Source organism: Glaciimonas sp. GNP009 (assembly GCF_054343755.1).
Genome location: NZ_JBTGUV010000004.1, coordinates 62,894 through 89,031, shown reverse-complemented (window position 1 = coordinate 89,031; position 26,138 = coordinate 62,894). Strand labels below are relative to the sequence as shown.

Sequence of the window (26,138 nt, the reverse complement as noted above, 5' to 3'; positions counted from 1 at the left end):
AGGGGGGCTGCGATTTCGGTTAAGTTTCTCTCCCTGCGCGTTGACGCGGAAAATTATCATTTCATAACGAAGTAGTCGTGATTTTTAAAAGAAAGAGGAAGATGAGCTTGACGCAACCAGTAACATTGACCGGACAATTCGCATCGTTAGTACCGTTGTCGCCTGCGCACAAAGATGATTTGATCGAGGCCGTGAAAGATGGCGAGCTTTGGAACTTGTGGTACACGTCGATCCCGACGCCTGATAAATTGGACGCGGAGATTAGCAGACGTCTCGACCTGCAAGAGAAGGGTGCGATGCTGCCCTTTGCGATTATCGACAACGCCACCGGTCAGGCAGTTGGGATGACGACTTATATGCATATCGATTCGGCAAATCGACGTCTTGAAATCGGCTCAACCTGGTATCGCAAACGGGTCCAGCGCGGCCCGCTTAATACTGAATGCAAGCTTCTGTTGCTGACGCACGCTTTTGAACAACTGGACTGCATCGCGGTCGAATTTCGTACACATTTCTTTAATCTGCAAAGCCGTGCTGGTATTGAGCGACTGGGCGCTAAGTTGGATGGTATTTTGCGGCAGCATCAGATTTCGCCAAACGGTACTTTGCGTGATACGTGCGTGTACAGCATTATTGCTGGTGAATGGCCGACGGTGAAGGTGCACTTGAATTACCAACTTACCAAGCCGAGATGATGAGTAGTTTTATGGAAAGCTGCCCTCGCTGCATTTTGTCGTATTAACTTTGTGGGAGCATGTTTTCTGCGGTGGATAAACCTTAACGCTTGCGTGTTCGCCAAAACTACTAGATACTAAAAATGTCTCTGAAAAAGAGGGATTCGGGATTGGAAACCTGATTTATCCAAAGCGTACGAACGGCGCAATGCCGTTTTTTTTCGTGCGAAAACCCTGTTAAGCCTTCTTTGGGCGGTAATGGTGGGGAGGCTTCGGCCTGCCGGTTGCTTTGGATACTGGTTTTCCAACCCTGCCATTTTCCGCCCACCCCGCTTGGAAACGGGGCGCGGATTAAACACTATCCAAGGAAGTTGCCATGTCTGCAAACGCTCAAACACGTACCGTAAAAACGATCGATATCCTGGACAGTCTCACGATTCTGCACAGTCGTACTTCTGCGGTCCTCGCTGCTTTGTCCATGGCATTTGACAGCGAGTACGACCAACTTCAAAAATCTACCATTCAGGAAGTCTTGGAGACGGCGCAATCTCTACTGAAAAAAGCACAAGAGGAAGTATTGGCACTAAATGGGTCTGTTGCCTGATAAAGGAACTGTAGACTGACATACAACTAACCGTTCGTTAAGTTCATGGACAACTTCAAGAAAGATATTATGGATGAAAAGGGTTTCGTTGAAATTCATAACATACGGTTAGCTTATCAACGCTGGCCCGGCTCGCAGCCACCGATTATGCTCATGCATGAGGCGCTTGGATCAGTTTCGATCTGGCGCAATTTCCCTGTCGAACTGGCGCGTGTTACGGGTCTCGAGGTGATTGCATGGTCGCGGCAGGGTTATGGTGACTCTGACGGGCCTTTAGGTCAGCGTCTGCCGGATTATATTGAGCAGGAAGCGGAATTGGTACCGCAGGTGATGGATGCATTGGGCGTGATTCAGGCGCATTTATTCGGTCATAGCGATGGTGCATCGATGGCGATTATTGCTGCTGCGCTGTTTCCCGAACGTGTGCTCTCTATTGTGCTGGAAGCGCCGCACGTGAATGTCGAGCAACAGGCGATTGAAGGCATTGTTAAGGCTAAAAAAGCCTTCGAAACGACTGATTTTCGTCTAAAACTCCAAAGGCATCATAAAGATGTCGATCAGGTTTTTTGGTCTTGGTACGACACATGGGTCTCGCCTGTTTTTCAAGACTGGAATATCGAGCAATTCCTGGCGGATATTCACGCGCCAACACTCGTTATTCAAGGCGTGGAGGACGAGTATTTCAGCATGAATCAAGTCGATTTGATCGTGGCGGCTGTGCCGAATGCCCGGTATGTTGCCCTTGCGCATTGTGGCCATTCACCCCATCGGGACCAGCAAGATGATGTGTTGAATGCCGTGGTGGATTTTGTGGCGTAATGTATGCCGCATTGCTCACCACATTTAGCGTCAATTACTTCATGTAGTGAGGCACTCTTTTTAAATCTATTGTTGTGCGCATAACACATTGTATTTGTGGATAGTAAAAAGGTCTTAGAAAGCGGTCAAAATTGTAACATTATTATTATTTTGATAATGGTTCGCCGTCTTCTTTAAATGTTGCAGTGCATGATGGCGTCTGGAACCGTTATAATTTCGCATTCATTATTTTACCCATCCTTACAAGACGAGAGACAACATGAGCTTGAACGACGTATCCTCAGGGCGTGATTTGCCGAATGATTTCAATGTGATCATTGAAATTCCAATGAATGCTGATCCAATCAAATACGAAGTCGACAAAGAGTCGGGCGCGATTTTTGTTGATCGTTTCATGGGTACGGCGATGCATTATCCGTGCAACTACGGTTATATTCCGCAAACCTTGTCGGATGATGGCGATCCTGTTGATGTATTGGTGATTACGCCTTTCCCGTTGTTTCCTGGGGTGGTTGTGCGCTGCCGTCCTATCGGCGTGCTGAAAATGTCGGATGAAGCGGGTCAGGATGCCAAGCTATTGGCCGTGCCAGTCGATAAAGTGTTGAGTATCTACACGCATTGGCAAAAGCCGGAAGACATGAATGAATTGCGCCTGAACCAGATTCAACATTTCTTTGAGCATTACAAAGATCTGGAAAAAGGTAAATGGGTCAAGATTGATGGTTGGGGCGGTCCAGAAGATGCGCGCGAAGAAATTTTGGCGGGTGTGGCAGCTTACAATAAAACATTGGAAGCAAAATAATTTTTGCTTCCTTTTAAGATAAGCGCACTTCGGTGCGCTTTTTTTATGCCACGCAAGAAATAACGCCTGCGATTATGTTGAGTGGCTGCAAGTAATTAACACTAAAACGGTACAACTTTTGCCCGTTCAAGTCCGCTTGATGCATCGTTTGTTGTTGATAGGCGTCACTTAAGCATTATTTGTTTGGTTTGAGTATCAGCATGAGTTTTGCGCCGAATTGATTCAAAGCCAGTCCGCATAATACGAGTAATCCCGCCACAATTTTCCACCATTGCAACGGTTCGTCTAACACCAGCGTTGCGCTCAGCATTCCCACTACCGGCACTAATAATGCAAATGGCGCGATAGTGGCCGTCGGGTATTTGCGCATCAGGACGGACCAGATACCAAAGCCGATGATCGTATTTGGATACGAATTAAACAGTACCGCGCCAGCGGATATCCAGGTGAAGTGGCTGATTGCATTGGTCCATGAAGCGGGGCCTTCGGTCAAAAATGATGCCAATAATAAAGGTGGCACGGCGATTAACGATCCCCATACTACGAGCGCCAATGGATTGACTTTGCCGATGGTTTTGGTGACGATGTTGGCTGAGGCCCAACTCACGCCAGCGCAGACCACGAGCAAGAAGCCGATGAAAGTGGCAGTGCCATCAACATGGATGGCAACCAGGGCCATGCCAGCTAATGCGATAAACGCGCCAATTAATTGTGCGGCGCGTGGACGCTCCTTTAAAATCAAGACTGCTAATCCGATGGTGAAGAAGGCCTGAAGCTGTATCACCAACGACGCGAGTCCCGCCGTAAATCCCAGATGCATGCCCGAAAACAGCAACGCAAATTGCAGCGCAAATTGGAATAGACCGTAAGCGATCAAAAGACGCCAGGGTATGGCTGGGCGCTTGATGAAAAATATCAATGGTATCGCCGCAAAAATGAAACGCAGGGCCGAGAAAAATAAAGGTGGTAAGTCATGCAGACCTATTCGGATGACGACAAAATTAAAACCCCAAATGGTGACGGTAAGAAGTGCGAGAAGAATGTCGGTCGGTTGCATAGGTGAGGTTCTGCGTGACAGGGCCATCTTACGGATGGGCGCTGCGTGGTAGCAAATCTTTCTGATCGATAAGGAAGGGGTAACGGTTGGTGGTGCGGTGGTGCTTATGCGTCAAGTTGGTCGACTGTGGTCGCGCGCCAAGACGCAAAGCGGGTATTAGGAAATCAACCGTCGCCTTTGAAGGGATTGCGATCATTGAGTTCATCCATATAAGCCTCAATGCCATCGGTTTCCCTCTCTAAAAAATTGGCGACGGCGTTGGAAAAATCTTGGCGGGCGAGCCAATGTGCTGACCAGGTTTTCTGTGGCAGAAATCCACGCGCCATTTTATGTTCGCCTTGTGCGCCGCCCTCAAAGCAACCGATTTTTTGCGCAATGCAAAACTCTAAGGGTTGGTAATAAGCGGTTTCAAAATGTAGACAAGGGACTTCTTCAATTGCGCCCCAATAGCGACCATACAAGGTTGTCTCTGTGTGAATCAACAGTGATGACGCAATTGGTCGTCCCGCGCGCTCGGCCACGATTAATAAGATATTTTGTGGCATCGTCGCACCGATGCGTTGAAAGAATGCCAGGTTTAAATAAGGTGTGGAATGATGGGCAGAATAAGTATGGCGATAGCAGCGATTAAAAAATACCCAGTCTGACTCTGTTGCATCGACACCGCGTACGTGTCGGAAGGTGACGCCAGCCTCGGCGACCTTACGCCGTTCGGCACGAATGTTTTTGCGTTTTTTACGTTCTAATGTATCGAGAAATGCATCAAAGTCACGATAACCCGGATTGAGCCAATGAAACTGGACGCCGCTGCGCAATAAAAATCCTGCCGCATGCAGCGCTTTGGCCTGTTCTGGCGGCGGGTACAAAATATGGGTAGAAGAAGTCTGCGTATCTACGCGTAAGGTTTTCAGCAGGTCGATCAACGCCGCAGCGGATGCCGCATCGCGCGCCAGCAGGCGACTGCCGGTAACGGGCGTGAATGGAATTGCCGACAGCAACTTTGGGTAATACTCCAAACCGCTACGCTGATACGCATCCGCCCAGGCCCAGTCGAACACGTACTCGCCATACGAGTGGTATTTTACGTACAGGGGAAGCGCTGCCATCAATTGCGGCACGGTTGCCGTATCGTTAGTGTTTTCCTCAGCGTTATCCCACAACGTTAAATATTGCGGTTGCCAGCCAGATTTTTCGGAGGCGCAACCGGTTTCGTGCAATGCGTGCAAAAACGCAAAGGATAAAAATGGATTGTTCTCTGCTTGAAGCGCAAGCAAAGCATCCCACGCGGGTTGCCCAATTTCATCCAGAGAGGAAACAATGCGGGGTGTAAATTTCAATGTTGGCGGTGGTGGTGTTTGCTTATTCACTTAGTCAATACGATCTGGGAAGCCAGAGATTACGAGGAAAGGATTGAGTTTAGCACTCTCGGAGATAATCTTCTGGCATGACTAATAAAGGTTGGCGTCATGGAAGTTTCTGCTATTACAGGCCTTTTTATGCCGAGTGGTCGGTCCAGTTTCGCGAACAATGGCATGGTGGTCATGAGAATAAATAGTCAAGAAAACCGTATCGTAGTGACTTTTCATCTGGGCTTTGAAAGCCTTTAGGGCCACGGGAAGACAACTTTTTCTGTGTTTAAGTGAGGGTTGAATGGGGTTTATAAGCTCCTAAACGTTTTATAAAAGAGAGACGATCAGGCTAAACAGTGAGAATAAAGCGCAATAGCAATCCAATAAATATGTGATTAGCCGGGCGCAAGCAACAAATAGCGCATGCGAAGAGATAAGCAAGCGGAAGATAGGTTATACATAAACGATACGCATGTGACACCCATGCGATAATCGGGGCTTGAATTTGTTATTTCGCCTAATTTCGCTGTTTTCATCATCAATTACATTTCATATTCATCGCCATGACAGTCAAAGTCGCCATCGCTCAAATCAATAGCACCGTCGGTGATCTTGCCGGTAATCGCGCCAAAATCGCTGAATTTGCACGTCGTGCCGCTCAGCAGGGCGCGGACATCGTATTAACGCCGGAGTTGTCGTTGGTGGGCTATCCGCCAGAAGATTTATTATTACGTCAGGCTTTCTACGATAAGACTGAGGAAGCAATGACCGCATTGATCGCGGACCTGGCAGATTTACGTGACGTACATGTTGTGGTCGGCCATCCCATTTTGCAAAATGGCGCACGTTTTAATGCTGCATCCGTGATCGTTAATGGTGCGTTGTCAGGTACTTATTGCAAATACGCGTTGCCGAACGATGCTGTTTTTGACGAGAAGCGTTATTTCTCAGCCTCTGATGTGCCATTTGTTTTTGAAGTAAAAGGCGTTCGTTTCGGTCTGAATATTTGCGAAGATACCTGGTTTTCGCATGCGCCCGCGCGCGCGCGTGCCGCTGGCGCGCAGGTTTTACTGGTGCCGAATGGCTCGCCGTACCATATGAACAAGCAACATCTGCGCTACGACATCATGCGGGCGAACGTCACGGCAAAAGGTTTGTCGCTGGTGTATGCCAATCTGGTGGGCGGGCAGGATGAATTGATCTTTGACGGTAACTCGTTTGTGATGGACCAGTACGGTGAAGTCGCGGCGCAGCTGAAGCACGCGCAGGAAGACTTGCAGATCATCGAATTTGATGGCGCGACACCGCTGGTTGGCCCATCCTCGATTACGCCTACGCAGTCGGTAGAGGCGCAGGTCTACCAGGCCTTGGTGTTGGGCGTGCGCGACTATATTGGTAAGAATGGTTTCCCCAGTGTCTTGCTGGGTTTGTCTGGCGGTGTGGATTCGGCATTGGTGTTGGCGATCGCGGTCGATGCGCTGGGGGCTGAAAAAGTACGCTGTATCATGATGCCGTCTCCTTATACAGCAGAAATGTCGTGGGTTGACTCGCGCGATATGGTGCAGCGACTGGGTGTGCGCTATGATGAAATATCCATTAATGATTGTTTCAGCGCTTTCAAATCCACGTTGGCTAGCGAGTTTGAGGGCATAGCTGAAGACACTACCGAAGAAAACATCCAGGCGCGTATTCGTGGCACCCTGCTGATGGCGTTGTCGAACAAATTTGGCTCAATTGTATTGACCACTGGAAATAAGAGCGAAATGGCAGTGGGGTATTGCACGCTGTATGGTGATATGGCGGGCGGTTTTGCTGTTATTAAAGATATTGCCAAGACGCTGGTGTATCGCTTGTGCGCATATCGAAATACGCTGGGTGAAGTGATTCCCACCCGCATTTTGACGCGTCCACCGTCGGCCGAACTGCGGCCTGATCAGACTGATCAGGATTCGCTGCCGCCGTATGATGTGTTAGACGCCATTATGCAAATGTACATGGAAGAGAATCAGAGCATTGCCGAGATCGAAGCCGCCGGTTATTCGATTGATGATATTCAACGTATTACGCGTCTGATCAAGATCAACGAATACAAGCGTCGACAGGCACCGGTTGGTTGTCGTGTGACGCACCGTGCGTTTGGTCGTGACTGGCGTTACCCGATTACTTCAAAGTTTAAAGAGTGAAGCTTGGAGCATGACATAATTGTGTCGAGCGCTCTTGGTCTCCTTTTCTTTCTTCCTGTATCAAAAGATTTTTGTTAATTGCATAAAGGAGTTGTCATGAAGCAAATTACTGCCATTATCAAACCGTTCAAACTGGACGAAGTACGCGAAGCGTTGGCCGAAGTCGGCGTCAATGGCTTAACCGTCACTGAAGTCAAAGGTTTTGGTCGCCAAAAAGGCCATACCGAGTTGTATCGCGGCGCGGAATATGTCGTCGATTTTTTGCCAAAAGTAAAAGTTGAATTGGTGATTGACGATGCGCTTGCTGAGCAAGCTGTTGATGCCATCATCAAAGCTGCGCGTACTGGCAAGATTGGTGACGGTAAGATTTTTGTCCGCGAAGTCGAGCAAGTTATCCGCATTCGTACCGGCGAAACTGGTTCGGAAGCAGTATAAGACGCTTTAAGACAGGGCTTTAAGACCGGACTTAAAAACCTGGCTTTACAGCACGCATGGTTGTATCGGCTCGTCGTAACATCGTGTATCTGCCAATTCCTGATGCGGAGTTTAGGTGGAATACAGACGGGCCGCGCTGTCTTACCTTTGACGCAGAACGCATTACCGCTGTGCGCGCATGTCGGCAGTATGTGGGCAGCAACACCTTTGCTGCCGTTTTCTGAAGTGTTTTGGCGCAAACGTTGTATCGTGGACGCCGCGCAGATTCTAGAAACCATTACAGAAACACATCGGACAATATTGCCATGCAGATTCCTCACATTGTATCCATTCAGGATAGCGATCTCAGTAATACCATCACCACTGTCATCAATAATAAAACCAAGCCGTTAGGCAGTTTGGGTGCGTTAGAAGCAATCGGCCTTCAAATCGGATTGATCCAAAAAACCACGCGTCCGACATTCATCCAGCCAGCTATCCTTATATTCGCCGCTGACCATGGTGTCGTCGCCGAGAATATCTCTGCTTATCCACAAAGTGTGACGTGGCAAATGGTTGAAAATTTTCTCAACCAAAATGCGGCGATTAATGTTTTTGCACGTCAAAATAATTGCGCTTTGCAGATAGTTGATGCTGGTGTTAATCATGATTTCGGTTGGCCTCCTCAGTTAATCGGTAAAAAAGTCGGTTTCGGAACGCGAAATTTTGCTAACGAGTCGGCGATGACCGCTGAGCAATGCACCACAGCCATGGAACACGGCATGGACCTGATTGGGGGGCTAACCGGCAATATCGTTGGTTTTGGAGAGATGGGAATCGGCAATACCACCGCAGCGGCGGCCATCATGCACAAGATCACCGGCTTGCCGCTGGTCGATTGCGTGGGGGCGGGAACCGCCTTTGATGCTGCCCGAATTTTGCATAAGCAAAATGTGATTCAGCGTGCGGTCAGTTTTCACGGTGGCATCGTTGCGCCGCTTGATGTATTGGCGACATTTGGTGGTTTTGAAATCGCCATGATGGTCGGTGCGATGCTGGCTGCTGCCGAACGCCGCATGGTTTTGCTGATCGATGGATTCATTGTTACCAGCGCATTACTGGTCGCCGCACAGTTGCGTCCCGAAATCCTGGATTACTGCATTTTTGCGCATTGCTCGGACGAGCGAGGCCACCAACAGATGTTGACGTTCCTTAAAGCGCAACCATTACTGCAATTAGGTTTGCGTTTGGGCGAGGGTACGGGCGCAGCGCTGGCATTACCTCTGGTGCAGGCGGCGGTACTTTTTATGACGGAAATGGCGACCTTTGACTCGGCAGCGGTTGATTCTATTTCTACGCCTCCGCATGCACAGTGAATACTGAATAGCCATGTCCAGCATGCGACCCAGTGCGTTACGCTCGCGTAGTCTGACCAAAGCAATCACCCATCAAGTGCGGTTATTCTTCGTTGCGCTGCAATTCTTTACGCGACTGCCCATTCCCGGCTGGGTTGGGTTCGATCCCGCATGGTTACAGCAAGCTTCGCGTTATTTTTCGGCGGTGGGGATTGTTGTGGGTGCTGTGACGGCAGCGATTTATGCGGCGGCGGCCCATGTGTGGCCGCCCGCGGTGGCGGTGTTGCTATCGACCATTGGCGGCATTTATCTGACCGGTGCGTTCCACGAAGATGGCTTTGCTGATAGCTGTGATGGTTTTGGCGGTGGTTATACTGCCGCCCGTATTCTTGAGATTATGAAGGATTCACGGGTTGGTGCATATGGTGTCATCGGCATGGTGTCGATGCTCGGTTTGAAATTCACGTTACTCGTGAGCCTGCCGTTCTGGGCGGTCGTGGCAGCGTTACTAACGGCCCATCCTATTTCCCGTTTGATGGCGAGTAGTTTGATTTGGCGGCTGACGTATGTCAAAGCCGAGGGCAAGGCAAAACCATTGGCAGAGCAGATGTCCGGACCTGAATGTGGCGTGGCGATGGCTTTCGCTGCGTTACCTTTATTGGCAATCGGTGTTTTGGGTTGGGCGCCTTGGGCGGGGATAGCCGCTGGTCTGGTGTGTAGCGCTATTGCTACCTTGTGGCTCGCCCGCTTTTTCGTTAAGCGCATTGGCGGTTATACCGGCGACTGTCTGGGTGCCGTGCAGCAGGTGGCAGAAGTGACCTTTTACCTTGGTTTATTGGCTGCCATGCCGCTTTTAAAATGATGTACTTAAGATAATGATGCAACTCCATCTTGTGCGTCATCCGAAGCCGAGCACGCCAGGAGCTGTATCCGACTTGTGCTACGGGCGTTCTGACCTCCTTGTATCCGAAGAAGAAAATACGCGTGTGTTGCATCAATTGATAAAGGTACTGCCAAAGCCGGTCCTGATGTTTTCTAGTCCGCTCCTTCGATGCGCGGGGTTGGCGGATAGTTTGTCGCGACAACCGGGTTGGCCGGCACCGACTCTTGATCACCGTCTAGTGGAACTGGACTTTGGAAAATGGGAAATGCAATCCTGGCAGGATATCCCGCGTGATGAGATCGATGCATGGGCGGGCGCGGTGATTGACTATCGACCGGGTGGTGGAGAAAGCGTGATGCAGATGGCGGCACGCGTGGATGCGTTTTATCGTGCGTTGCCGCGACTTCATTCACCATCACCGAACAGTGGCGAAAATAACAACAATGGCGATGATGTTGCCGTCATTTGCCATGCAGGGACTATTCGCCTCCTTTTAGCCTGCCATGCCTTAGCCCAGGAGGCTTCCATGCCAATCGGAGCGCCAAGGGCGATTGCGGATATTGCGCGAAAGGCTGCCAACGCAGCCCATAAGATCGGTTACGGCGAAGTGATTTCGCTAATCTGCTGATTTCGCTGGGATTTTGCACGCGGATTCGAAGATTTATTGTTGCTGTAAAGGCAGATGAATATTAGAATGCCGGTGCTTTTGGTGCTCGCGAACACGGCTGTGTTCGCAGTTAAACGGGAAACACGCGATACGTGTGCTGCCCCCGCAACGGAAAACAAGCGTCTCAATTTGCTTAATGAATGACTGGTTGAATGACCGGTTAATGTCGGCCTATTCACTATGGCCGATAATTGCAGCGTAGTTGCTGCAAAATATTGATTACACAATGTGACAAGCTGCCTCTAACACCACTGTGTTTCGCGCGGGAAGGTAAGGCAGTTGGACTTGGTAGCCCGGATACCGGCCAGTAGCAGGTGGAACTACTTTTAAGGCGGTACGGACGATCTGTCGCGAAATGCGATCCGGCAACTTTGCTGGATTGATTGTTCAGTGCAATGTCTTGCGGAGGTATTTCTTTTGAATCCAGCGCGCGGGGAGGCGAGCTGGTGGTTGTTTTCTTGCTTAAATTATCATGACCCTAACTGTTTCACCGACCCATCCGCGCCGCGCTGCGCGAATGATTGGGCCTTTGTGCCTTTCTACGCTTATTATTTCTACTTTTTCCGCATCCAGTTTTGCTCAGGAAGCCTCGGATAAGTCACTAGAGCCCGTTCTAGTCACAGCAACACGCACGCCACAAAAAGCCAGTGATGTGATCAGCGACAACGTGACGATTTCTGCCGAAGACATTGCGCTATCGGGACAAACCTCGCTGGTTGAACTGCTGCAAAAGCAACGTGGAATTGAAATCACTGCTAACGGCGGTCCTGGTACTTCGGCATCGGTATTCATGCGCGGTGCAGCTAATAATCAAAATATAGTATTAATCGATGGCGTCCGTGTCGGGTCTTCCACGACCGGCGGCGCTACATGGTCCAGCATTCCATTGTCACAAATTGATCACATCGAAATCGTGTATGGCCCTTTGAGTAGTTTTTATGGCGCTGACGCAATGGGTGGCGTGATTCAAATTTTTACCAAGAAAGGTTCGGGCGCGCCGCGTTTGACTGCATCTGCCGGTGCCGGCAGCTATGGTACCCGCACAATGGATGCGAGTATTTCTGGCGCGACCGAAGGCGACCATCGTTTTAGTTACGCTATATCGGTGGCGCATGAAAATGCAGATGGGTTTTCAGCGACTAAGCCAGACCCTTCGCCGTATAGTTCTTATAATCCAGATAAAGACGGCTACAAAAAAGATAGTGCCAGCGGACAGTTTGGGTTGGAGCTGGCAAAGGGCCAGGAAGTTGGCGTGACCTTTTTGCAAAGCCGGTTGAATGCGCAGTACGACGATGGTTCGGATTTCGACACGCGTGTCGTGCAAAAACTTGAAAATGTGGCTGTGTATTCGAAAAACCAGATTCTGCCTTGGTGGAATAGTAAGGTTCAGGTGTCGCAAACTACCGATAAATCGACTTATATCAGCAGCGATCAGCCGGATGGGATCAGCGATGTAACGACTAAGCAGAATAATTACAGCTGGCAAAATGATTTGTTCATCGGGACAGACGTCTTGCAGTTGTTGGCTGAGCGACGTGAGGAGGAGGTTTCTGCCACCGGTTTGTCTGGTGACCGGACGACCAATTCGGTTGCTGCATCGTACCAGTTGAAGCGTGGAGATCATCTGGCGACCGTTAGTATCCGGAATGATAATAGCTCGCAATTTGGTACGCATGCGACTGGTAGTCTTGGGTATGGCTATCGTTTGAACCAGGACTGGCGGGCTAATGTCAGTTATGGCACTAGTTTTCGTGCGCCGACTTTCAATGAGTTGTATTACCCCGGTTATGGTGTTGCGGCGAACAAACCGGAAAAAGGTAAGAATGCGGAGGTGGGGTTGGTGTATGACAATGGGACTTCGCAGTTAAATATTTCTTACTATCACAACAAAATAACTGATTTGATCGTCTCGACTACGACTTGTCCGGTTGAGCCGGATAGCCATCCTTATGGTTGTGCTTATAACGTTGATAAGGCGACGCTTGAGGGGGTTTCTTTTGGCGGCAGTACTAAGTTGGGTAATTTTGCTTTGCGTGGTTCGCTGGATGTGCAGAATCCGCGGGATGATACTAGTGGGAAGTTGCTGGCTCGGCGTGCGCGGCAGCATGGAACGGTGGCGCTTGAGTATGGGGTTGGGGCGTTGAAGTCTGGTGTTGAGATGGTGGTGTCTGGTAAGCGGTACGATGATGGGGATAATCAGGTTGTTTTGGGTGGGTATAGTTTGGTTAACTTGTATGCTAGTGTTGATTTGACTGGGAAGTGGTCTTTGTTTGGGCGGTGGAATAATGTGCTCAATAAGGATTATGAGTTGGCGCGGTATTATGGGACTGCTGGGAGTAGTTTGTTTTTGGGTGTTCGGTATGGGTTTCGGTGATTGGCTGGGGTGTGGTCGGTAGTCGGTAGGTTGGGGGGCTTTTGCTCCGTGGGGGCTTGTCGGGGGTAGCCCGACAGCTAGTTACTTTTTCTTGCTTCGGCTCGGCGCCCCCGCCAAGAAAAAGTAACCAAAAAGAAGGCGACCGCAACTGACGCTGCCCTGCGGGTCCCCAAGTATTTCAGCCGCCAGTCGGGTTGAAAGACCAACTCGCTACGCTCAAACATGTCTTCCAACAATTCCCGACTGACAGCTGAAATACTTGGCAGCGTCCATGACGGAGTACGTCAACTTCAACTTCAAGAACAACCGCAACGTCAACTGTGGCTGCGCCTGCAAGTTCAAGAGCAACGTCAACTGTGGCTGCGCCTGCAAGTTCAAGAGCAACGTCAACTGTTGCTGCGCCTGCAAGTTCAAGAGCAACGTCAACTGTGGCTGCGCCTGTAAGTTCAAAGGCAACGTCAACTGTGGCTGCGCCTGCAAGTTCAAAGGCAACGTCAACTGTGGCTGCGCCTGCAAGTTCAAAGGCAACGTCAACTGTGGCTGCACCGGCGATTGCGTTGGTATTGACGGTTTTGATATTTGGGTTTTGTTTTGAATTATTTTTTTGTGTTTGAAAGATTGCGTGATTAATAGTGGAGCTTTGAAAAAATCGTCAATTTCTTCTACGCGTGGGTCGCGGGATGGGCGGCGGGCGATTTTGGTGTTGGGTGGGTTGGGTTTGTTGGCGTTGGTTAGTATTGTTTTTGCTTGTGCGGTTGGTTCGGTGACGTTGTCTTTTTCTGATATTTTTGGCGCTTTGAGTGAGGTGTTGCGTGGTGCACCTAAAAGTATGGCGGCGACTTTGTTGCAGTTGCGGTTGGAGCGGGCTTTGTCTGGGTTTGTGACTGGGGCGATGTTGGCTTTGGCTGGGGTGATGATGCAGGCGTTGTTGCGTAATCCTTTGGCTGATCCTTATGTGCTGGGGGTTTCTGGTGGGGCGGCGGTTGGGGCGTTGTTTGCGATGCTTTTTTTTAGTGCGGCGTGGATGATTGATGTGGCGGCGTTTGCGGGTGCGATTGTTGTGGCGTTGCTGTTGTTTGGTTTGGCTTATCGGGATTTGCGGGGTGGGATTTCGGATGGTAACGCGCCGTTGCTGTTGTTGACTGGCGTGATTGTGGCTTCGGGTTGCGGTGCTTTGGTGACGTTGATGCTGTCGATTGCGCCGGATAGTCGGTTGCGTAGTATGGTGTTTTGGTTGATCGGCGATTTGTCGGGGACGCAATTGCGCTGGTTGCCTTGGATTGTTTTGAGCGGTGCACTTATTTTTGCTTTACGCAAAGCACGGCATATTAACGTCATGGTCATGCAGGCAGAGGCGGCGGCGACGTTGGGGATTCATGTGGCGTCGTTACGTAAGGGGTTGTTCTTTTGTGCGGCCTTATTGACTGCTTGCACGGTGAGTAGCGCGGGCGCGATTGGGTTTGTCGGGTTGATTGTGCCGCATGCGTGTCGGTTTGCGCTGGGACCGGATCACCGTTTGTTGTTGCCTGCTGCGACCATTGCCGGTGGCACGTTTCTCTTGTTGGCGGATACATTGGCGCGTACTGTTATTGCGCCAACACAATTGCCGGTCGGCGTGATTACGGCCTTGATCGGCGTGCCGGCATTTCTATTACAACTGCACCACATTCGCAAACGATGATGACATCTCCAACACTGATGCGCACCCGGTCTGTCGATTTAACTATCGAGGGTCGTGCGCTGGTCGCGGGTTTGGATTGGGATCTGCATCCTGGCCAGCTTTGGTGTGTGATCGGTCGCAACGGGGCTGGGAAGAGTACATTTTTGCGCTGTCTGGCAGGTTTGCGCTTGCCCGATGGCGGGGTAGTGGAACTGGCTGAAAAACCGTTATCACAATGGGCGTTGGAAGGGCTGGCGCGGGTTCGCGCGTTTTTGCCACAAGGAACGCGTGACGCCTTCGGTTATCGCGTGATTGAAACCGTATTGGCGGCGCGGCATCCGTATCACGATACCCGCTATTGGGAATCCGATACTGATCAGGAAACCGCTTTAAGTGCGTTAAGAGCGCTGGATGTAGAAGCACTTGCCGAACGTGATATTCGTACCTTGTCCGGTGGCGAGCGTCAGCGGGTGGCGATTGCCGCTGTGTTGGCGCAGGATACGCCGTTATTATTGCTCGACGAGCCTGCGAATGCGCTGGATCTGGCGCATCAGGTTAGCGTGATGCGTTTATTGGACGAACTGTGCGCGAACAGTGAGTCGCCCAAAGCCATCGTAATGGTAAGCCACGACTTGAATCTGGCGCATAGCGTGGCGAGTCATGCGCTGCTGCTGATGGGAGATGGAGGTTGGCGTGCCGGGCCGGTTGCCGAGGTGATGACAGCACCAATTCTGAGCCAATGTTTAGGGCATCCGATCGAGATCATCACGCACGAAAATCGGTCTATTTTTATTCCTGCGTAGCGCGTATGTAATGGGTCGGTTTCCATCTAAGTGTCGAGAAAAAATTTTCTATAAATAAATGTAGTTGATTCATTGCTCGTTACATTCCTACACGATGCTTCTACTTCTAAACGTGGCGCTAAAAACTTTCGGGCGTTAATAATTTTGTATATCGGAATATTATTGTGAAACCGAACATCGTAAAGCGTATTTTCTTAATGACGGTATTGCTCATCAGTGTGCAACTTTCAGTCATAGTAAATGCTTCAGGAGCGGCTATTATAGTCAAAGATGACGCAGGCAATATCATCACGTTAGCGCAGCCAGCTTTGCGCGTAGTGACAATGGCCCCGCATATTACGGAATTAATATTTGCCGCCGGTGGTGGGTCCCGAATAGTCGGTACAGTCAAGTACAGCGATTATCCGGTTGCTGCAAAAAGTATTCCTCGAATAGGTGACAACAGCCTGCTGGACATAGAGCGGTTGATTGCGCTCAAACCGGATTTATTGGTGGTATGGCGACATAACAGTGCCGATCGTCAATTGGAACAATTACGAAAACTCGGCATCCCATTATTTTACAGCGACCCACGCAAGTTGCGCGATATCCCGGACAGCATCATCCGTCTAGGCCGACTATTAGGCACAACTGGTGACGCAGAAAAAGAGGCAGCCGCGCTAGGTGAAAAAATTGACGCTCTCGCTTTTAAATACCAGAAACGTCCTCGCGTCCGAGTTTTTTATCAGGTATGGAGTCGCCCGCTGTATACGCTCAACGGCAGCCAGATTGTCAGCGATGCGATCAACGTATGCGGCGGAGAAAATATCTTCGCCCATCTGTCAGTGACAGCACCAGTCGTTAATATAGAAGCCGTGCTGGTTGAAAATCCAGAGGTACTCATAAGTGGACAACGGAAAGATGATGAAAGTGACCTCGATTATTGGCGCAGCTATTCTGGCTTGCTGGCAGTTCATCGCAACAATTTATTCGGTATCGATGCCGATCTGATGAATCGAGCAGGTCCGCGATTGATCGACGGTACCGTTGTTCTATGTGAGAAGCTGGCATTAGCGCGCTCTCGTCGAGGTCAGCCTTAATGTGGCTTGTGAAATACTTTAGCCAGTTTTAACTTCACCGACACCATTAACGAGTCTCCATGCGTCGCCAAAAAGATGCCATTTTTCACTTTCGGCAGGATCAAGAAACATACCTTCAGGTATTTTTGAAAAGCCAAGTGCTTCATATGCAGGAATGGCACTGTCTATCGGCGAGAGCATCAGTTGTCCAAGTCCCCCGATTTCCATTGATTTTTTTACAGCCCGCTCTAACAGCGCTGCTCCGGCACCGCTGCTGCCCGGATGCGTAACAAAAATTTCTACATACGGAACATTCAAGGCCTCCTGTCGATGAAGCATGGTTAGTGCTCCCACTGGCACCTGATCCACACTGTATAAGAGTTGAGTGTCAGCGGGCGGTAAAACAGAACAGACTCCGCACATAAATCTTGCAGCTTCGACTCTGGCGCTCCACTGCAGCTGGTCGTCGTCAGGGTCGTTGGCTTCCCCAATACTTTTACCTTGTTGCTGCCAATGTTGCGTGATGCTTTCTTGCATCGAGCGCAGAGCATGAGTCAACGTAACACGATCAACCTCGCTAATAGGATTCTCCGCCGGTGGCTCTAGCTCGGCATATTTTGAATAAAACAATGGAAAAGCACTAGAAGTTACGATCATATTTTGATTCCTATAAAGTTTATCGTCAATCAGTATAAGTTAAACGGTTTTTCACTTGCGCTTAGCCTCATCGGGCCTTGTTTTTAGATCGATTCGGGTTCGATTGAAATTAAGAAAACCTGGTGCAGATATCGTTAAGTTCAACTTGTTATCTTGGTGTGATGGTCGTCGTGTATTTGGTGTGTGTTCGTCGTTTTCAATTGCTGCGTATCGATATGTGTTACCTGACAATATTGTCAACGCATAGTGCAAATACTTGCACGTGAGAAATTTTTCGCTTAATCTGTGATCGCAACTTGACACAGTTATTAATCAGATTACCCTTATAGACGAGGTGTTCAATGACTTCAAATGCCGACGATACCAAGCTTCGATTGCCCCATGGTCATGCCATTACGCCATGTGTTGACACTAGCGTCGATCCCCATTTTGATCCTAACGTCAAGCGTGTTGCGGACCCCAACGATCCTTACCTCAATAGCGTGAGTCCTTACGTGGACATCTGGCTCCATTCGGGTAACGCTCCCCTCACGATCGTGGATCTGGCGCAGACCGGTGGGACGATTCGTATGACCACAGTCATGATGCGCATACGTGAAGTCATCATCTATAACAGTACTGCTTATGATATGCGGATCGTACGAGTAGAGAAGTTTAGCGGCGACTGGGCGATCTGGGATGAGGCTGCTGGCAAGATGGTGAAGATTGGTCCGCCATCCGGGACGGTCGGCCCAGGACAGGCGAGAAGCTATGTTCTGTGGAATTCGGTGAATGTCGGTAATTCGGGGCACGTCTCTGGCGTTCTCCACTTTGAGGTCTTCGATCCCAAGACTAATACTTTTATTTGTAACCTCAAGTTGTCCTGTAAAAAAAGGATGTGGGAGACGGCCTATTACGCGATAGAGACAAATAACGGTCATCGAGACTTTGATGTGACCGCGCTTGATACATGGGGCAATGAATGGTTTATACCGGGTTGGCCCGTGGGCGGGGAGGATAATGCTTACATGGATAGTGGTGGCGGATTTGGACAAAATAACCATGCGATCATTGCCTTTTGTGTTGGCGATGATGTGCTGAAGATAGGTCAAATTCCAGGCAGCGGTAAATGTGATCTCTACGAGAAGGGGTTTTATGCATCACTCGGTAAAAAGCCTCCCACAAGTGCAATTAACAGGCCGGATTATGTTTGGGGACCGGCTAGTGATCGGTGGAAAAGTGGTGTGGCAGGCGAAGCCTTAGGTAATTTGATAGGCGGCTTGGCTTACGGGTGTGACTGGTTGTTTGGTGGAAAAGATACGCCCAACAGGCCGCAGCCGGATCCCTGGAGATTCTCGACTGAAACTCCCGAGGAAGGCAAAACGTATATTATTTCTGAGTGCAAGAATAGCGGGGACGCGCTGGGTTATGTAGATACCCCATCACACGGCATTATATTCGGCACTCTACTTGGGTTAAAGCCAAATTTTATTCGGGATAGATCCCAGCAGTGGCGGATCAAAAAGGTGAAAGGCGGTGAGTTTGATGGTTTATATGTGCTGCATAACATGAAAAAAGACAAGGTAGGTGGCGATTGCATATTGGCCTGGGGCTATTACAACTCCACGGTTTCGGTGCGCTCGCTGAATGTTACCGATCCTGTCGATAGATTTCGGTATTGGCGCTTGGTACTCAGTCAGGATAAGCGTTCTTATATTCTGGTGGCCGGAGGAACTCTTCATGGCCATCCCTTCGGGATACTGACCGGTTTTTCTGGAACGGAGGAGGGATACAGAATCAGGGTCCGTGACAACAGCAGTTCCCAGTCATTTGTGTTCACGGAATTTGTACCATTGGTAACTGGAGCTAAATATGTTATTACCAGTCGACTTAGCGGAAAAGTAATGGACGTTCTAGGGGGTGAAAAAGGGCCGGGAACGCCTGTTGTTCAGTATCCCTATACTGGTGGGAATAATCAACATTGGGTTCTAGGGTTTAAAACTGCTTTTACAAGAGTTTATTTCTTAACTGTGGATTATGCCCCTCATTGCATGTTGCATGCAGATGACCGCGCCGGGGATAGTATCCCTGTCACTATTGATGTAGTGGCAGCATCATCCTGGCATAACTTTAAGTGGAATATAGACCCAAGTTTCCACGGTTCCTACAGGCTAAGCGGCAACTATGGAAAACAATTGGATGTGACAGATGGGCGGCTGGATAACTACAGAAAACTGCAACTTTTCAAGGCGAACAATACTCTGGCGCAACTATGGCAGTTTAGTAGAGTTGGCTCCAATCGTCGTGATCACGAAAAATCTGACCTTGATCGGCGTATTGAAAAGGCTGAGCATGATATCGCTGAAGTTGTAGAGCAGATACGTCAGGGCGGAGATCCGACGGGGGATTTAGCAAAATGGGTTGAGAACAATCTTCAGGAACTGGAGAGAATGAAGGCCGAGCGTGATGGTCAGGAAGCGTTGCATTCACCGGAACCGGATGACATCTGATATTGGCGAATATGTCAAAGAAGTCCCATACCGGTGGACATCGCCACCGGTATTTTTAAATCTACGGGTTGGAAATACAATTTTATTTCATCATAAATAGTATGTTGTGACGCGGCGTATCCGCGATCAGTACCAATTAATTAAATCTGTTTTTTATGCGGGAAAAGTATTGTTATTCCGATTATTTTAAGGCGGAATACAACTGTCATTCATGTTTTAATCGCATCCTTTCAGCGTGCAATATCCGTCCACTGCGCATCATTTTGATGGCTACGAATGACGGCCTCAATAAATGCCATCCCGGCGACGCCATCATTGACGTTTGTCAGCCAGCGTGTCGCTTCGGGAATGGGTAGACCTGCGTTGATCGCCGTAATCTGTAAGGCGGTATCCACATACAATTGGGCGAAGGCTTCTATGTAACCTTCCGGATGACCGGCGGGAACCCGTGTGGCATGCGCGGCGGCGGCACTGGCGGCCCGGCCCGGGGTAAGGCGCTGGGCGTTACCGCCTTGCGGCGTGATCCATAACTCGTTTGGATTTTCCTGGTTGAAGGCGAGTTGGGCTTTGCTGCCGTATAAACGCAAACGTAAGGCATTTTCAGCGCCGGTGGCGACCTGACTCGCCCACAACGTGCCGCGCGCGCCGTTGGCGTAGCGCAGCATGACTTGTACGTGGTCGTCGATAGGACGTCCGGGTACGAAAGTAGATAGTTCAGCCAGCAGTTGAGTGGGTGTTTGACCGCTAATATATTGCGCCAGTTGATAGGCATGCGTGCCGACATCGGCCAGCGTCCCACCGGGACCTGAGCGTAACGGATCGTTATGCCAGTTGTCGGCAGCGCCGGTATTGGCGCTGCCAATAGAGGCGGCTAGCCAATCCTGTGAATACTCGACCTGTATCAGTCTTGGGTCACCGATGTCACCTGCTTCGACCAGCGCTTTGGCATGGCGCACCATTGGATAGCCGGTGTAAGTGTGAGTGAGTGCAAAGACACGATTTTTTTGTTGTGCGAGTGTAGCAAGTTCCTGGCCTTCCTTGAGTGAAATAGCTAAAGGCTTGTCGCAAATGACGTGGATACCAGCTTCCAGAAATGCTCTTGCTACCGGGGCGTGTAAAAAGTTTGGTGTGACGATGGTGACGACGTCAATGCCATCCGGTCGTGCGGCTTCCTGCCGCGCCATTTCTTGATAGTCGCTATAGCTGCGGCTTGGGTCGAGGCGAATCTCGGTAGCACTATTGGCAGCGCGCGTCGGGTCACTGGATAATGCGCCCGCCACCAACTCATAGTAATCGTCGAGGCGGGCGGCAATCCGATGCACCGAACCGATGAACGCGCCTTGGCCGCCGCCCACCATTCCTAGTCTTAAACGTCGTTGCATTTCTGTTCCTTTTTACCAAAATTATGTGGTCGTATTTTGCAGCTCTAGCGTACTAGCCCAAGCAATTGATTGATTTGATCCTGTTTGACTGCGCCACCCGCGAAATCATCGAAAGCGCGGTCTGCCACATGAATAATATGACGTCGAATAAATTCCGCTCCTTCTGCTGCGCCGTCCTCGGGATGCTTTAAGCAGCATTCCCACTCCAACACCGCCCAACCAGGAAAATCATATTGCGCCATTTTGGAGAAGATTGCGTTGAAATCAATTTGCCCGTCACCGAGTGAGCGAAAACGTCCGGCACGATCTTGCCAGGACGAAAAGCCACCGTACACGCCTTGTTTACCATTTGGACGAAATTCTGCATCCTTGACATGGAAAGCCTTAATCCGGTCGTGATAGATATCGATGAAAGCAAGGTAATCGAGTTGTTGCAACAGAAAATGGCTGGGATCATACAAAATGCTGGCTCGAGGATGCTGGTCAACGGCATCAAGAAAACGTTCAAAACTGACGCCATCATGGAGATCCTCACCGGGATGTAACTCGTAGCAAAGGTCAACACCAGCGGCATCGAACGCATCCAGAATAGGACGCCAACGCCGAGCCAACTCAGCAAATGCTGTTTCCACCAGACCCGCTGGACGCTGCGGCCATGGATATAAATAAGGCCACGCCAGTGCCCCTGAAAAAGTCACATGGGCGCTTAAGCCGAGACGTTGAGATGACGTTGCTGCGAGTGTTAACTGTTCGATGGCCCATGCAGTCCGCGCCGCGGGATTGCCGCGCACATGCGGCGCTGCAAAGTTGTCGAATAAAGGATCGTAAGCCGGATGCACTGCGACGAGCTGGCCTTGTAAATGGGTCGATAATTCGGTAATCGTTAATCCATGTTGCGCCAGTAATCCTGTGATGTCATCACAGTAGGTTTGACTCTTCGCGCCTAGCGTCAGGTCAAACAGGCGCGGGTCGGTTGGCAACTGAATACCTTTATATCCCAGACCGGCGGCCCATGCAGCCAGATGGGAAAGTGTATCGAATGGTGCTTTGTCACCCATGAACTGGGCGAGAAAAATGGCTGGCCCTTTGATCGTTTTCATGGTTAATCCTCTTTGTTTAGCATTGTTAAAACGGTGGATACAGGACCTGATGTCACGCCCATCATGCGGTCCTGTATCCATCATTACTGCTTATCGCGACGCGCTCAAATGTGCGTTTACATATCAGAACGGTGAATTGGGAAAGTAGAATTGTTTGGCGTTTTCCTTCGTGATCAATACCGAGGGAATGATGGTGTTCGCTGGTAACTTTTCACCTTTCAAACGTGCTTCGGCGGTCATTTTAATCGCATCATAGATGAACTTAGGTGAGTACGAAACGTCCGCCATAATCAGGGGATCAGAGCCATCCATGATTTTCTTCACAGCGCCTTTTGCACCAGCGCCGCCAAATACATCTTTGATATCCGTGCGCTTGGCTTGCTCGATTGCTTTCTGTACACCGATCGCCATATCGTCGTCCGCCGCCCAGACTGCATCGATTTGTTTAAAGCGGGTCAGGTAATCTTGCATGACTTTGAACGCATCATCTCGGTTCCAGTTGCCATATTTTGCATCCAGGATCTTGATGCCGGGGTGATCTTTCATCACAGCGTTAAATGCATCAAAACGCGTGTTGTCGAGCGTGGTTGGCATACCGCGAAAAACGACGATATTGCCTTTGCCGTTCAATCGTTTAGCCATGTATTCGGCTGGCAATTTACCGAAAGCGGTATTGTCGCCCGCTACGTACGCATCTTGTGCATCGTTCGTGGTGAGGCCGCGATCCACGACGGTAACGTAGACACCTTTCTTTTTTACCTGCGCCACGGGTTGCGTGAGTGAGGCCGACTCAATGGGAAAAATAACCAGCGTGTTGATCTTGTTGACGGTCAGCATATCTTGAAGCTGATTGGCTTGTTCCGGCGCGGTGGCGGCCGTTTTGACGATGACCTTCAAACCGGGATGCGCTTTCTCCAATTCTGCCTTGGCTTCATTCGCCCACCAGACAATACCGGCGGTAAAGCTATGGGTCGCTGTGGGAATCGCTACGCCTAATACAACTTTTTCTGCTGCAAATGCGGATGCCGCCGACAATGCATTCAGTGCTAACAACCCTGCGCCCAGTATTTTGGTGATACGTTTCATGGTGTCTCCTCCGGTAGATGGGTGCCGTGAGCGGCAATCCCTTTGTAAAAAACTGCGTTAACTTTTTAAACCTTTTAACGTTATTTCTTCATCTTCGACTGCGCTGTAGAAAAGCCACCGCGATGATGACGATGCCCTGGACCGCTGCGTTGAGATAGACGCTAATGATGCTGGTCAGGTTGAGAATATTACTGATAACGGAGAGCAAAATCGCACCGATAACTGTACCAACTATGCGTCCCTCGCCACCTTTAAGCGCTGTGCCGCCGACAACCACTGCGGCAATCGCTTCCAACTCCCACAGCAGGCCGGTTGTCGGTGAGGCCGATCCCAGACGTGGGACGTATAAAATGGTGGCGACTCCAACACAAAGTCCGAGAAAAATATAGGTCGATATCTTCACCATATCCACCCGTACCGCCGCATACCGTGACACCTGCTCGTTCGATCCAATCGCTTGAACGTGCCGTCCGAAGGTGGTGCGATTGAGAATGACAGCGCCGCCAATCGCAACTAGAAGAAATATCCATATGGGAATTGGCACGCCCAACAAGTTTTTGTAATACACAGGGCTGTATAGATCCGACAATTGATTGTCGAGCGTCAGCGCGCCACCATCGGCTAGATAAGTCAGAAATGCCCGGAAGATGCCGAGCGTGCCAAGGGTCACAATAAACGGTTCAATTTTCCCCTTGGTGATGAGCAAGCCGTGTATGAGTCCGAACACAGAGCCAAGCACCAGCGCCAATACAATACCTAAAACAACAATAGTAGTGGGATTCAAGTGCATACCGCCTACACCATGCATCAGCATGTTCATAAAGTAGATCATGCTGCCAGCAATCAAGCCCGCCATGGAACCGACCGACAAATCGATTCCGCCCGATATGATCACGAAAGTCATGCCAACCGCGATAATGCCAATAAAGGCGGTGCGGGTCAGCACGTTCATCATATTATCGACAGTGGCAAAGTCATGATTAAGCAGCGTGCCGACAATACATAAAGCGATCAGGCCAATCAATGGGCCAATATTTTTAATGCGACCGATGATGGCAGAAGCGGCGGCTGGCTTGTTGTGCGCTTTATTGTGCGACTCATTCTGCGCCTCAACGGGTGATTCAGTGTGTGCCGGTTGCATGAGCAATCAACTCCTCTTCAGTCAAATGCTCGCTGTCGAGCGTTGTTTGTAATGTGCCGGAACGCATCACCGCGACGCGATGACAAAGACCAATCAGTTCGATCAACTCGGACGAAATCACAATGACTGCGCGTCCTTCCGCTGCTAACTGATGAATTAAAAAATAGATATCGCGCTTGGCACCTACATCGACCCCTCGGGTTGGTTCATCAAGAATGATGACGCGTGGATCAGGATGCAAAATTTTGGCAAGCGCTAACTTTTGCTGGTTTCCACCTGACAGCATGCGTGCTTTACTATCGAGATCGCCGGTGCGAATATTGAAGACATTGGCTGCTTGATCCAGCGCCTTTTTCTCGGCGTTGATGTCGAGCCATGGGTGAGCATAGCGCTCCACCGTCATCATAGTCAGGTTCTCGCGTAGCCCAAGATTGACGTGCAATCCTTTACCTTTACGGTCCTCGCTGAGATAGGTCACGCCATGTTGCATCGCCTGACGAGGATTACGCAGATTGACCGGCTTGCCGCTCAAAGTAATTTTTCCAGCGCTGCGGGGGCGCAAGCCAAGCAAGGCCTCGAACGACTCTGTGCGGCCCGCGCCAACCAGTCCGGCAAAACCTAAAATTTCACCAGCGCGTACTTCAAAGGAGAGTTCTTTTGACCAACCAGGTACGCATAAACCATCTACTTGCAATAAAACTGCGGCGTCGGTGGCGTGGCGCGATTTTAGAGGAAACATATCTGACAGATCGCGGCCAACCATTAAATTGGCCATCTGTTGCCGAGTCAAAGTTGCTGTTGGTTCGCGTGTAATAAAGCGACCATCGCGCATAACGATTACTTCATCGGTGATGCGTTCGACTTCATCAAGCTTGTGTGAAATATAAAGAATGGTGACGCCATCGTTATTGAGTTGCGCCATAAGCGCAAATAATCGCTGCGTTTCAGATGAGGTCAGCGTTGCGGTCGGTTCGTCCATAATCAGGAAGCGTGCTTTGCGTGCGAGTGCTTTGGCGATTTCCACCAGCTGTTTCTCTGCTACGATTAAGTGGCGTACTTTGGTATCTGGGCTGACGTTCAGACCAACCTGTTTGAGGTAACGCGCAGCGTCTTCGCGCATCGCGGCATCGTCAAGTAGCCAGCCTTTGTGTTTTTCATGACCCAGAAATATATTTTGCGCGACCGTCAAATGTTCAGCCAGATTAAATTCCTGATGGATCAACACAATGCCGCTGGCTTCGGCTGCGCGCGAACTGGTGAAGCGTTGCGGCTGGCCGTCAATGACCAGTTGTCCATCGCTGGCGGTCTCGTAACCCGCCAAAATTTTCATTAAGGTTGATTTTCCGGCACCATTTTCGCCCAATAAACCATAGACCCGACCGGGCGCCAAATCGAAGCTGACGTCGTGCAATACGCGTACCGGTCCGAAATCTTTGCAGATATGTTGGAAGCTGACGGTGACACTCATGGTCTGGTCCTCACGGAAAGATCCTCATAAGGATTTTGATGAAAAATCATCGCCACGCAAGCCGTTGGATTTGGTCAATGGGCCGCAGTGTTGGCGGGAATCAGGGCAAAGCG

At 50.0% G+C, this 26,138-nt stretch carries 23 protein-coding genes and 1 riboswitch; of the genes, 14 read left to right on the top strand and 9 right to left on the bottom strand.

From position 1 onward, the window contains the following. The first annotated feature begins 101 nt into the window (after positions 1-101). From ACXX82_RS01510 to ppa, 4 genes are all read left to right on the top strand, one after another. The gene (locus ACXX82_RS01510) at positions 102-695 is read left to right on the top strand and encodes a GNAT family N-acetyltransferase (RefSeq protein WP_458562249.1); all 594 of its coding nucleotides are present in this window, start codon (positions 102-104) and stop codon (positions 693-695) included. Between the two features lie 355 nt (positions 696-1,050). Then, entirely contained in the window at positions 1,051-1,278 is a 228-nt protein-coding gene (locus ACXX82_RS01505; RefSeq protein WP_322239359.1) for a hypothetical protein, read from the top strand. A gap of 45 nt (positions 1,279-1,323) precedes the next feature. Then, positions 1,324-2,097 (top strand): alpha/beta fold hydrolase, encoded by a 774-nt coding sequence (locus tag ACXX82_RS01500; protein ID WP_458562248.1) that lies wholly within the window; start codon positions 1,324-1,326, stop codon positions 2,095-2,097. Positions 2,098-2,356: 259 nt separating this feature from the next. Continuing rightward, complete coding sequence (ppa, locus tag ACXX82_RS01495) at positions 2,357-2,899, top strand: inorganic diphosphatase (RefSeq protein ID WP_322239355.1); 543 nt, start codon at positions 2,357-2,359, stop codon at positions 2,897-2,899. 175 nt (positions 2,900-3,074) lie between these two features. Here ppa and ACXX82_RS01490 read toward each other — a convergent pair whose 3' ends face one another. Next, positions 3,075-3,956, bottom strand: a complete 882-nt coding sequence (locus tag ACXX82_RS01490; protein WP_322239353.1) for an EamA family transporter — start codon at positions 3,954-3,956, stop codon at positions 3,075-3,077. A 164-nt stretch (positions 3,957-4,120) separates the two neighbouring features. Then, positions 4,121-5,323, bottom strand: coding sequence for a GNAT family N-acetyltransferase (locus tag ACXX82_RS01485; RefSeq protein WP_458562247.1), 1,203 nt, complete (start codon positions 5,321-5,323; stop codon positions 4,121-4,123). Between the two features lie 545 nt (positions 5,324-5,868). On the opposite strand from ACXX82_RS01485, the gene ACXX82_RS01480 reads away from it, so the two are divergent. The 6 genes from ACXX82_RS01480 (at position 5,869) to ACXX82_RS01455 (ending at position 13,181) form a co-directional block, all read left to right on the top strand. Next, a complete protein-coding gene (locus ACXX82_RS01480) occupies positions 5,869-7,488 on the top strand; it encodes an NAD+ synthase (protein ID WP_458562246.1) in 1,620 nt (539 codons plus the stop codon). 96 nt (positions 7,489-7,584) lie between these two features. After that, a complete protein-coding gene (locus tag ACXX82_RS01475; protein ID WP_322239347.1) occupies positions 7,585-7,923 on the top strand; it encodes a P-II family nitrogen regulator in 339 nt (112 codons plus the stop codon). A gap of 305 nt (positions 7,924-8,228) precedes the next feature. After that, positions 8,229-9,278, top strand: coding sequence for a nicotinate-nucleotide--dimethylbenzimidazole phosphoribosyltransferase (cobT, locus tag ACXX82_RS01470; protein WP_322239345.1), 1,050 nt, complete (start codon positions 8,229-8,231; stop codon positions 9,276-9,278). Positions 9,279-9,300: 22 nt separating this feature from the next. Further along, complete coding sequence (locus ACXX82_RS01465; RefSeq protein ID WP_322240708.1) at positions 9,301-10,119, top strand: adenosylcobinamide-GDP ribazoletransferase; 819 nt, start codon at positions 9,301-9,303, stop codon at positions 10,117-10,119. 13 nt (positions 10,120-10,132) lie between these two features. Continuing rightward, positions 10,133-10,768 carry a histidine phosphatase family protein gene (locus ACXX82_RS01460; protein WP_458562245.1) on the top strand — a complete coding sequence of 212 codons (636 nt, stop codon included), beginning with the start codon at positions 10,133-10,135 and terminating at the stop codon, positions 10,766-10,768. 62 nt (positions 10,769-10,830) lie between these two features. Next, positions 10,831-11,130: riboswitch (cobalamin riboswitch) on the top strand. A gap of 149 nt (positions 11,131-11,279) precedes the next feature. Continuing rightward, the gene (locus tag ACXX82_RS01455) at positions 11,280-13,181 is read left to right on the top strand and encodes a TonB-dependent receptor domain-containing protein (RefSeq protein ID WP_458562244.1); all 1,902 of its coding nucleotides are present in this window, start codon (positions 11,280-11,282) and stop codon (positions 13,179-13,181) included. A 216-nt stretch (positions 13,182-13,397) separates the two neighbouring features. Here the strand turns inward: ACXX82_RS01455 and ACXX82_RS01450 are convergent, their stop codons facing one another. Then, on the bottom strand, positions 13,398-13,715 hold the full coding sequence (locus ACXX82_RS01450) for a hypothetical protein (protein ID WP_458562243.1): 318 nt from the start codon (positions 13,713-13,715) through the stop codon (positions 13,398-13,400). Between the two features lie 106 nt (positions 13,716-13,821). Between ACXX82_RS01450 and ACXX82_RS01445 the strand changes: the two genes are divergently transcribed. The 3 genes from ACXX82_RS01445 (at position 13,822) to ACXX82_RS01435 (ending at position 16,723) form a co-directional block, all read left to right on the top strand. Beyond that, positions 13,822-14,862: a FecCD family ABC transporter permease gene (locus ACXX82_RS01445; protein WP_322239338.1), complete on the top strand. Its 1,041-nt coding sequence runs from the start codon at positions 13,822-13,824 to the stop codon at positions 14,860-14,862. Beyond that, on the top strand, positions 14,859-15,644 hold the full coding sequence (locus tag ACXX82_RS01440) for an ABC transporter ATP-binding protein (RefSeq protein ID WP_322239337.1): 786 nt from the start codon (positions 14,859-14,861) through the stop codon (positions 15,642-15,644). The genes ACXX82_RS01445 and ACXX82_RS01440 overlap by 4 nt, the downstream gene beginning before the upstream one ends. Positions 15,645-15,808: 164 nt before the next feature. Next, complete coding sequence (locus tag ACXX82_RS01435; protein WP_322239335.1) at positions 15,809-16,723, top strand: cobalamin-binding protein; 915 nt, start codon at positions 15,809-15,811, stop codon at positions 16,721-16,723. A gap of 18 nt (positions 16,724-16,741) precedes the next feature. Here ACXX82_RS01435 and ACXX82_RS01430 read toward each other — a convergent pair whose 3' ends face one another. After that, the gene (locus ACXX82_RS01430; protein WP_458562242.1) at positions 16,742-17,359 is read right to left on the bottom strand and encodes a GNAT family protein; all 618 of its coding nucleotides are present in this window, start codon (positions 17,357-17,359) and stop codon (positions 16,742-16,744) included. Positions 17,360-17,700: 341 nt separating this feature from the next. Between ACXX82_RS01430 and ACXX82_RS01425 the strand changes: the two genes are divergently transcribed. Next, positions 17,701-19,848 carry an RICIN domain-containing protein gene (locus ACXX82_RS01425; protein WP_458562241.1) on the top strand — a complete coding sequence of 716 codons (2,148 nt, stop codon included), beginning with the start codon at positions 17,701-17,703 and terminating at the stop codon, positions 19,846-19,848. A gap of 230 nt (positions 19,849-20,078) precedes the next feature. On the opposite strand, the gene ACXX82_RS01420 is transcribed toward ACXX82_RS01425, so the two are convergent. The 5 genes from ACXX82_RS01420 to ACXX82_RS01400 form a co-directional block, all read right to left on the bottom strand. Next, positions 20,079-21,230: a Gfo/Idh/MocA family protein gene (locus ACXX82_RS01420; protein ID WP_458562240.1), complete on the bottom strand. Its 1,152-nt coding sequence runs from the start codon at positions 21,228-21,230 to the stop codon at positions 20,079-20,081. Positions 21,231-21,274: 44 nt separating this feature from the next. After that, on the bottom strand, positions 21,275-22,330 hold the full coding sequence (locus ACXX82_RS01415) for a sugar phosphate isomerase/epimerase family protein (protein ID WP_322239327.1): 1,056 nt from the start codon (positions 22,328-22,330) through the stop codon (positions 21,275-21,277). Positions 22,331-22,453: 123 nt separating this feature from the next. After that, complete coding sequence (locus tag ACXX82_RS01410) at positions 22,454-23,416, bottom strand: substrate-binding domain-containing protein (protein WP_458562239.1); 963 nt, start codon at positions 23,414-23,416, stop codon at positions 22,454-22,456. 88 nt (positions 23,417-23,504) lie between these two features. Beyond that, the gene (locus ACXX82_RS01405) at positions 23,505-24,557 is read right to left on the bottom strand and encodes an ABC transporter permease (RefSeq protein WP_458562238.1); all 1,053 of its coding nucleotides are present in this window, start codon (positions 24,555-24,557) and stop codon (positions 23,505-23,507) included. Further along, entirely contained in the window at positions 24,538-26,025 is a 1,488-nt protein-coding gene (locus tag ACXX82_RS01400; RefSeq protein WP_458562237.1) for a sugar ABC transporter ATP-binding protein, read from the bottom strand. The genes ACXX82_RS01405 and ACXX82_RS01400 overlap by 20 nt, the downstream gene beginning before the upstream one ends. Positions 26,026-26,138: the final 113 nt, after the last annotated feature.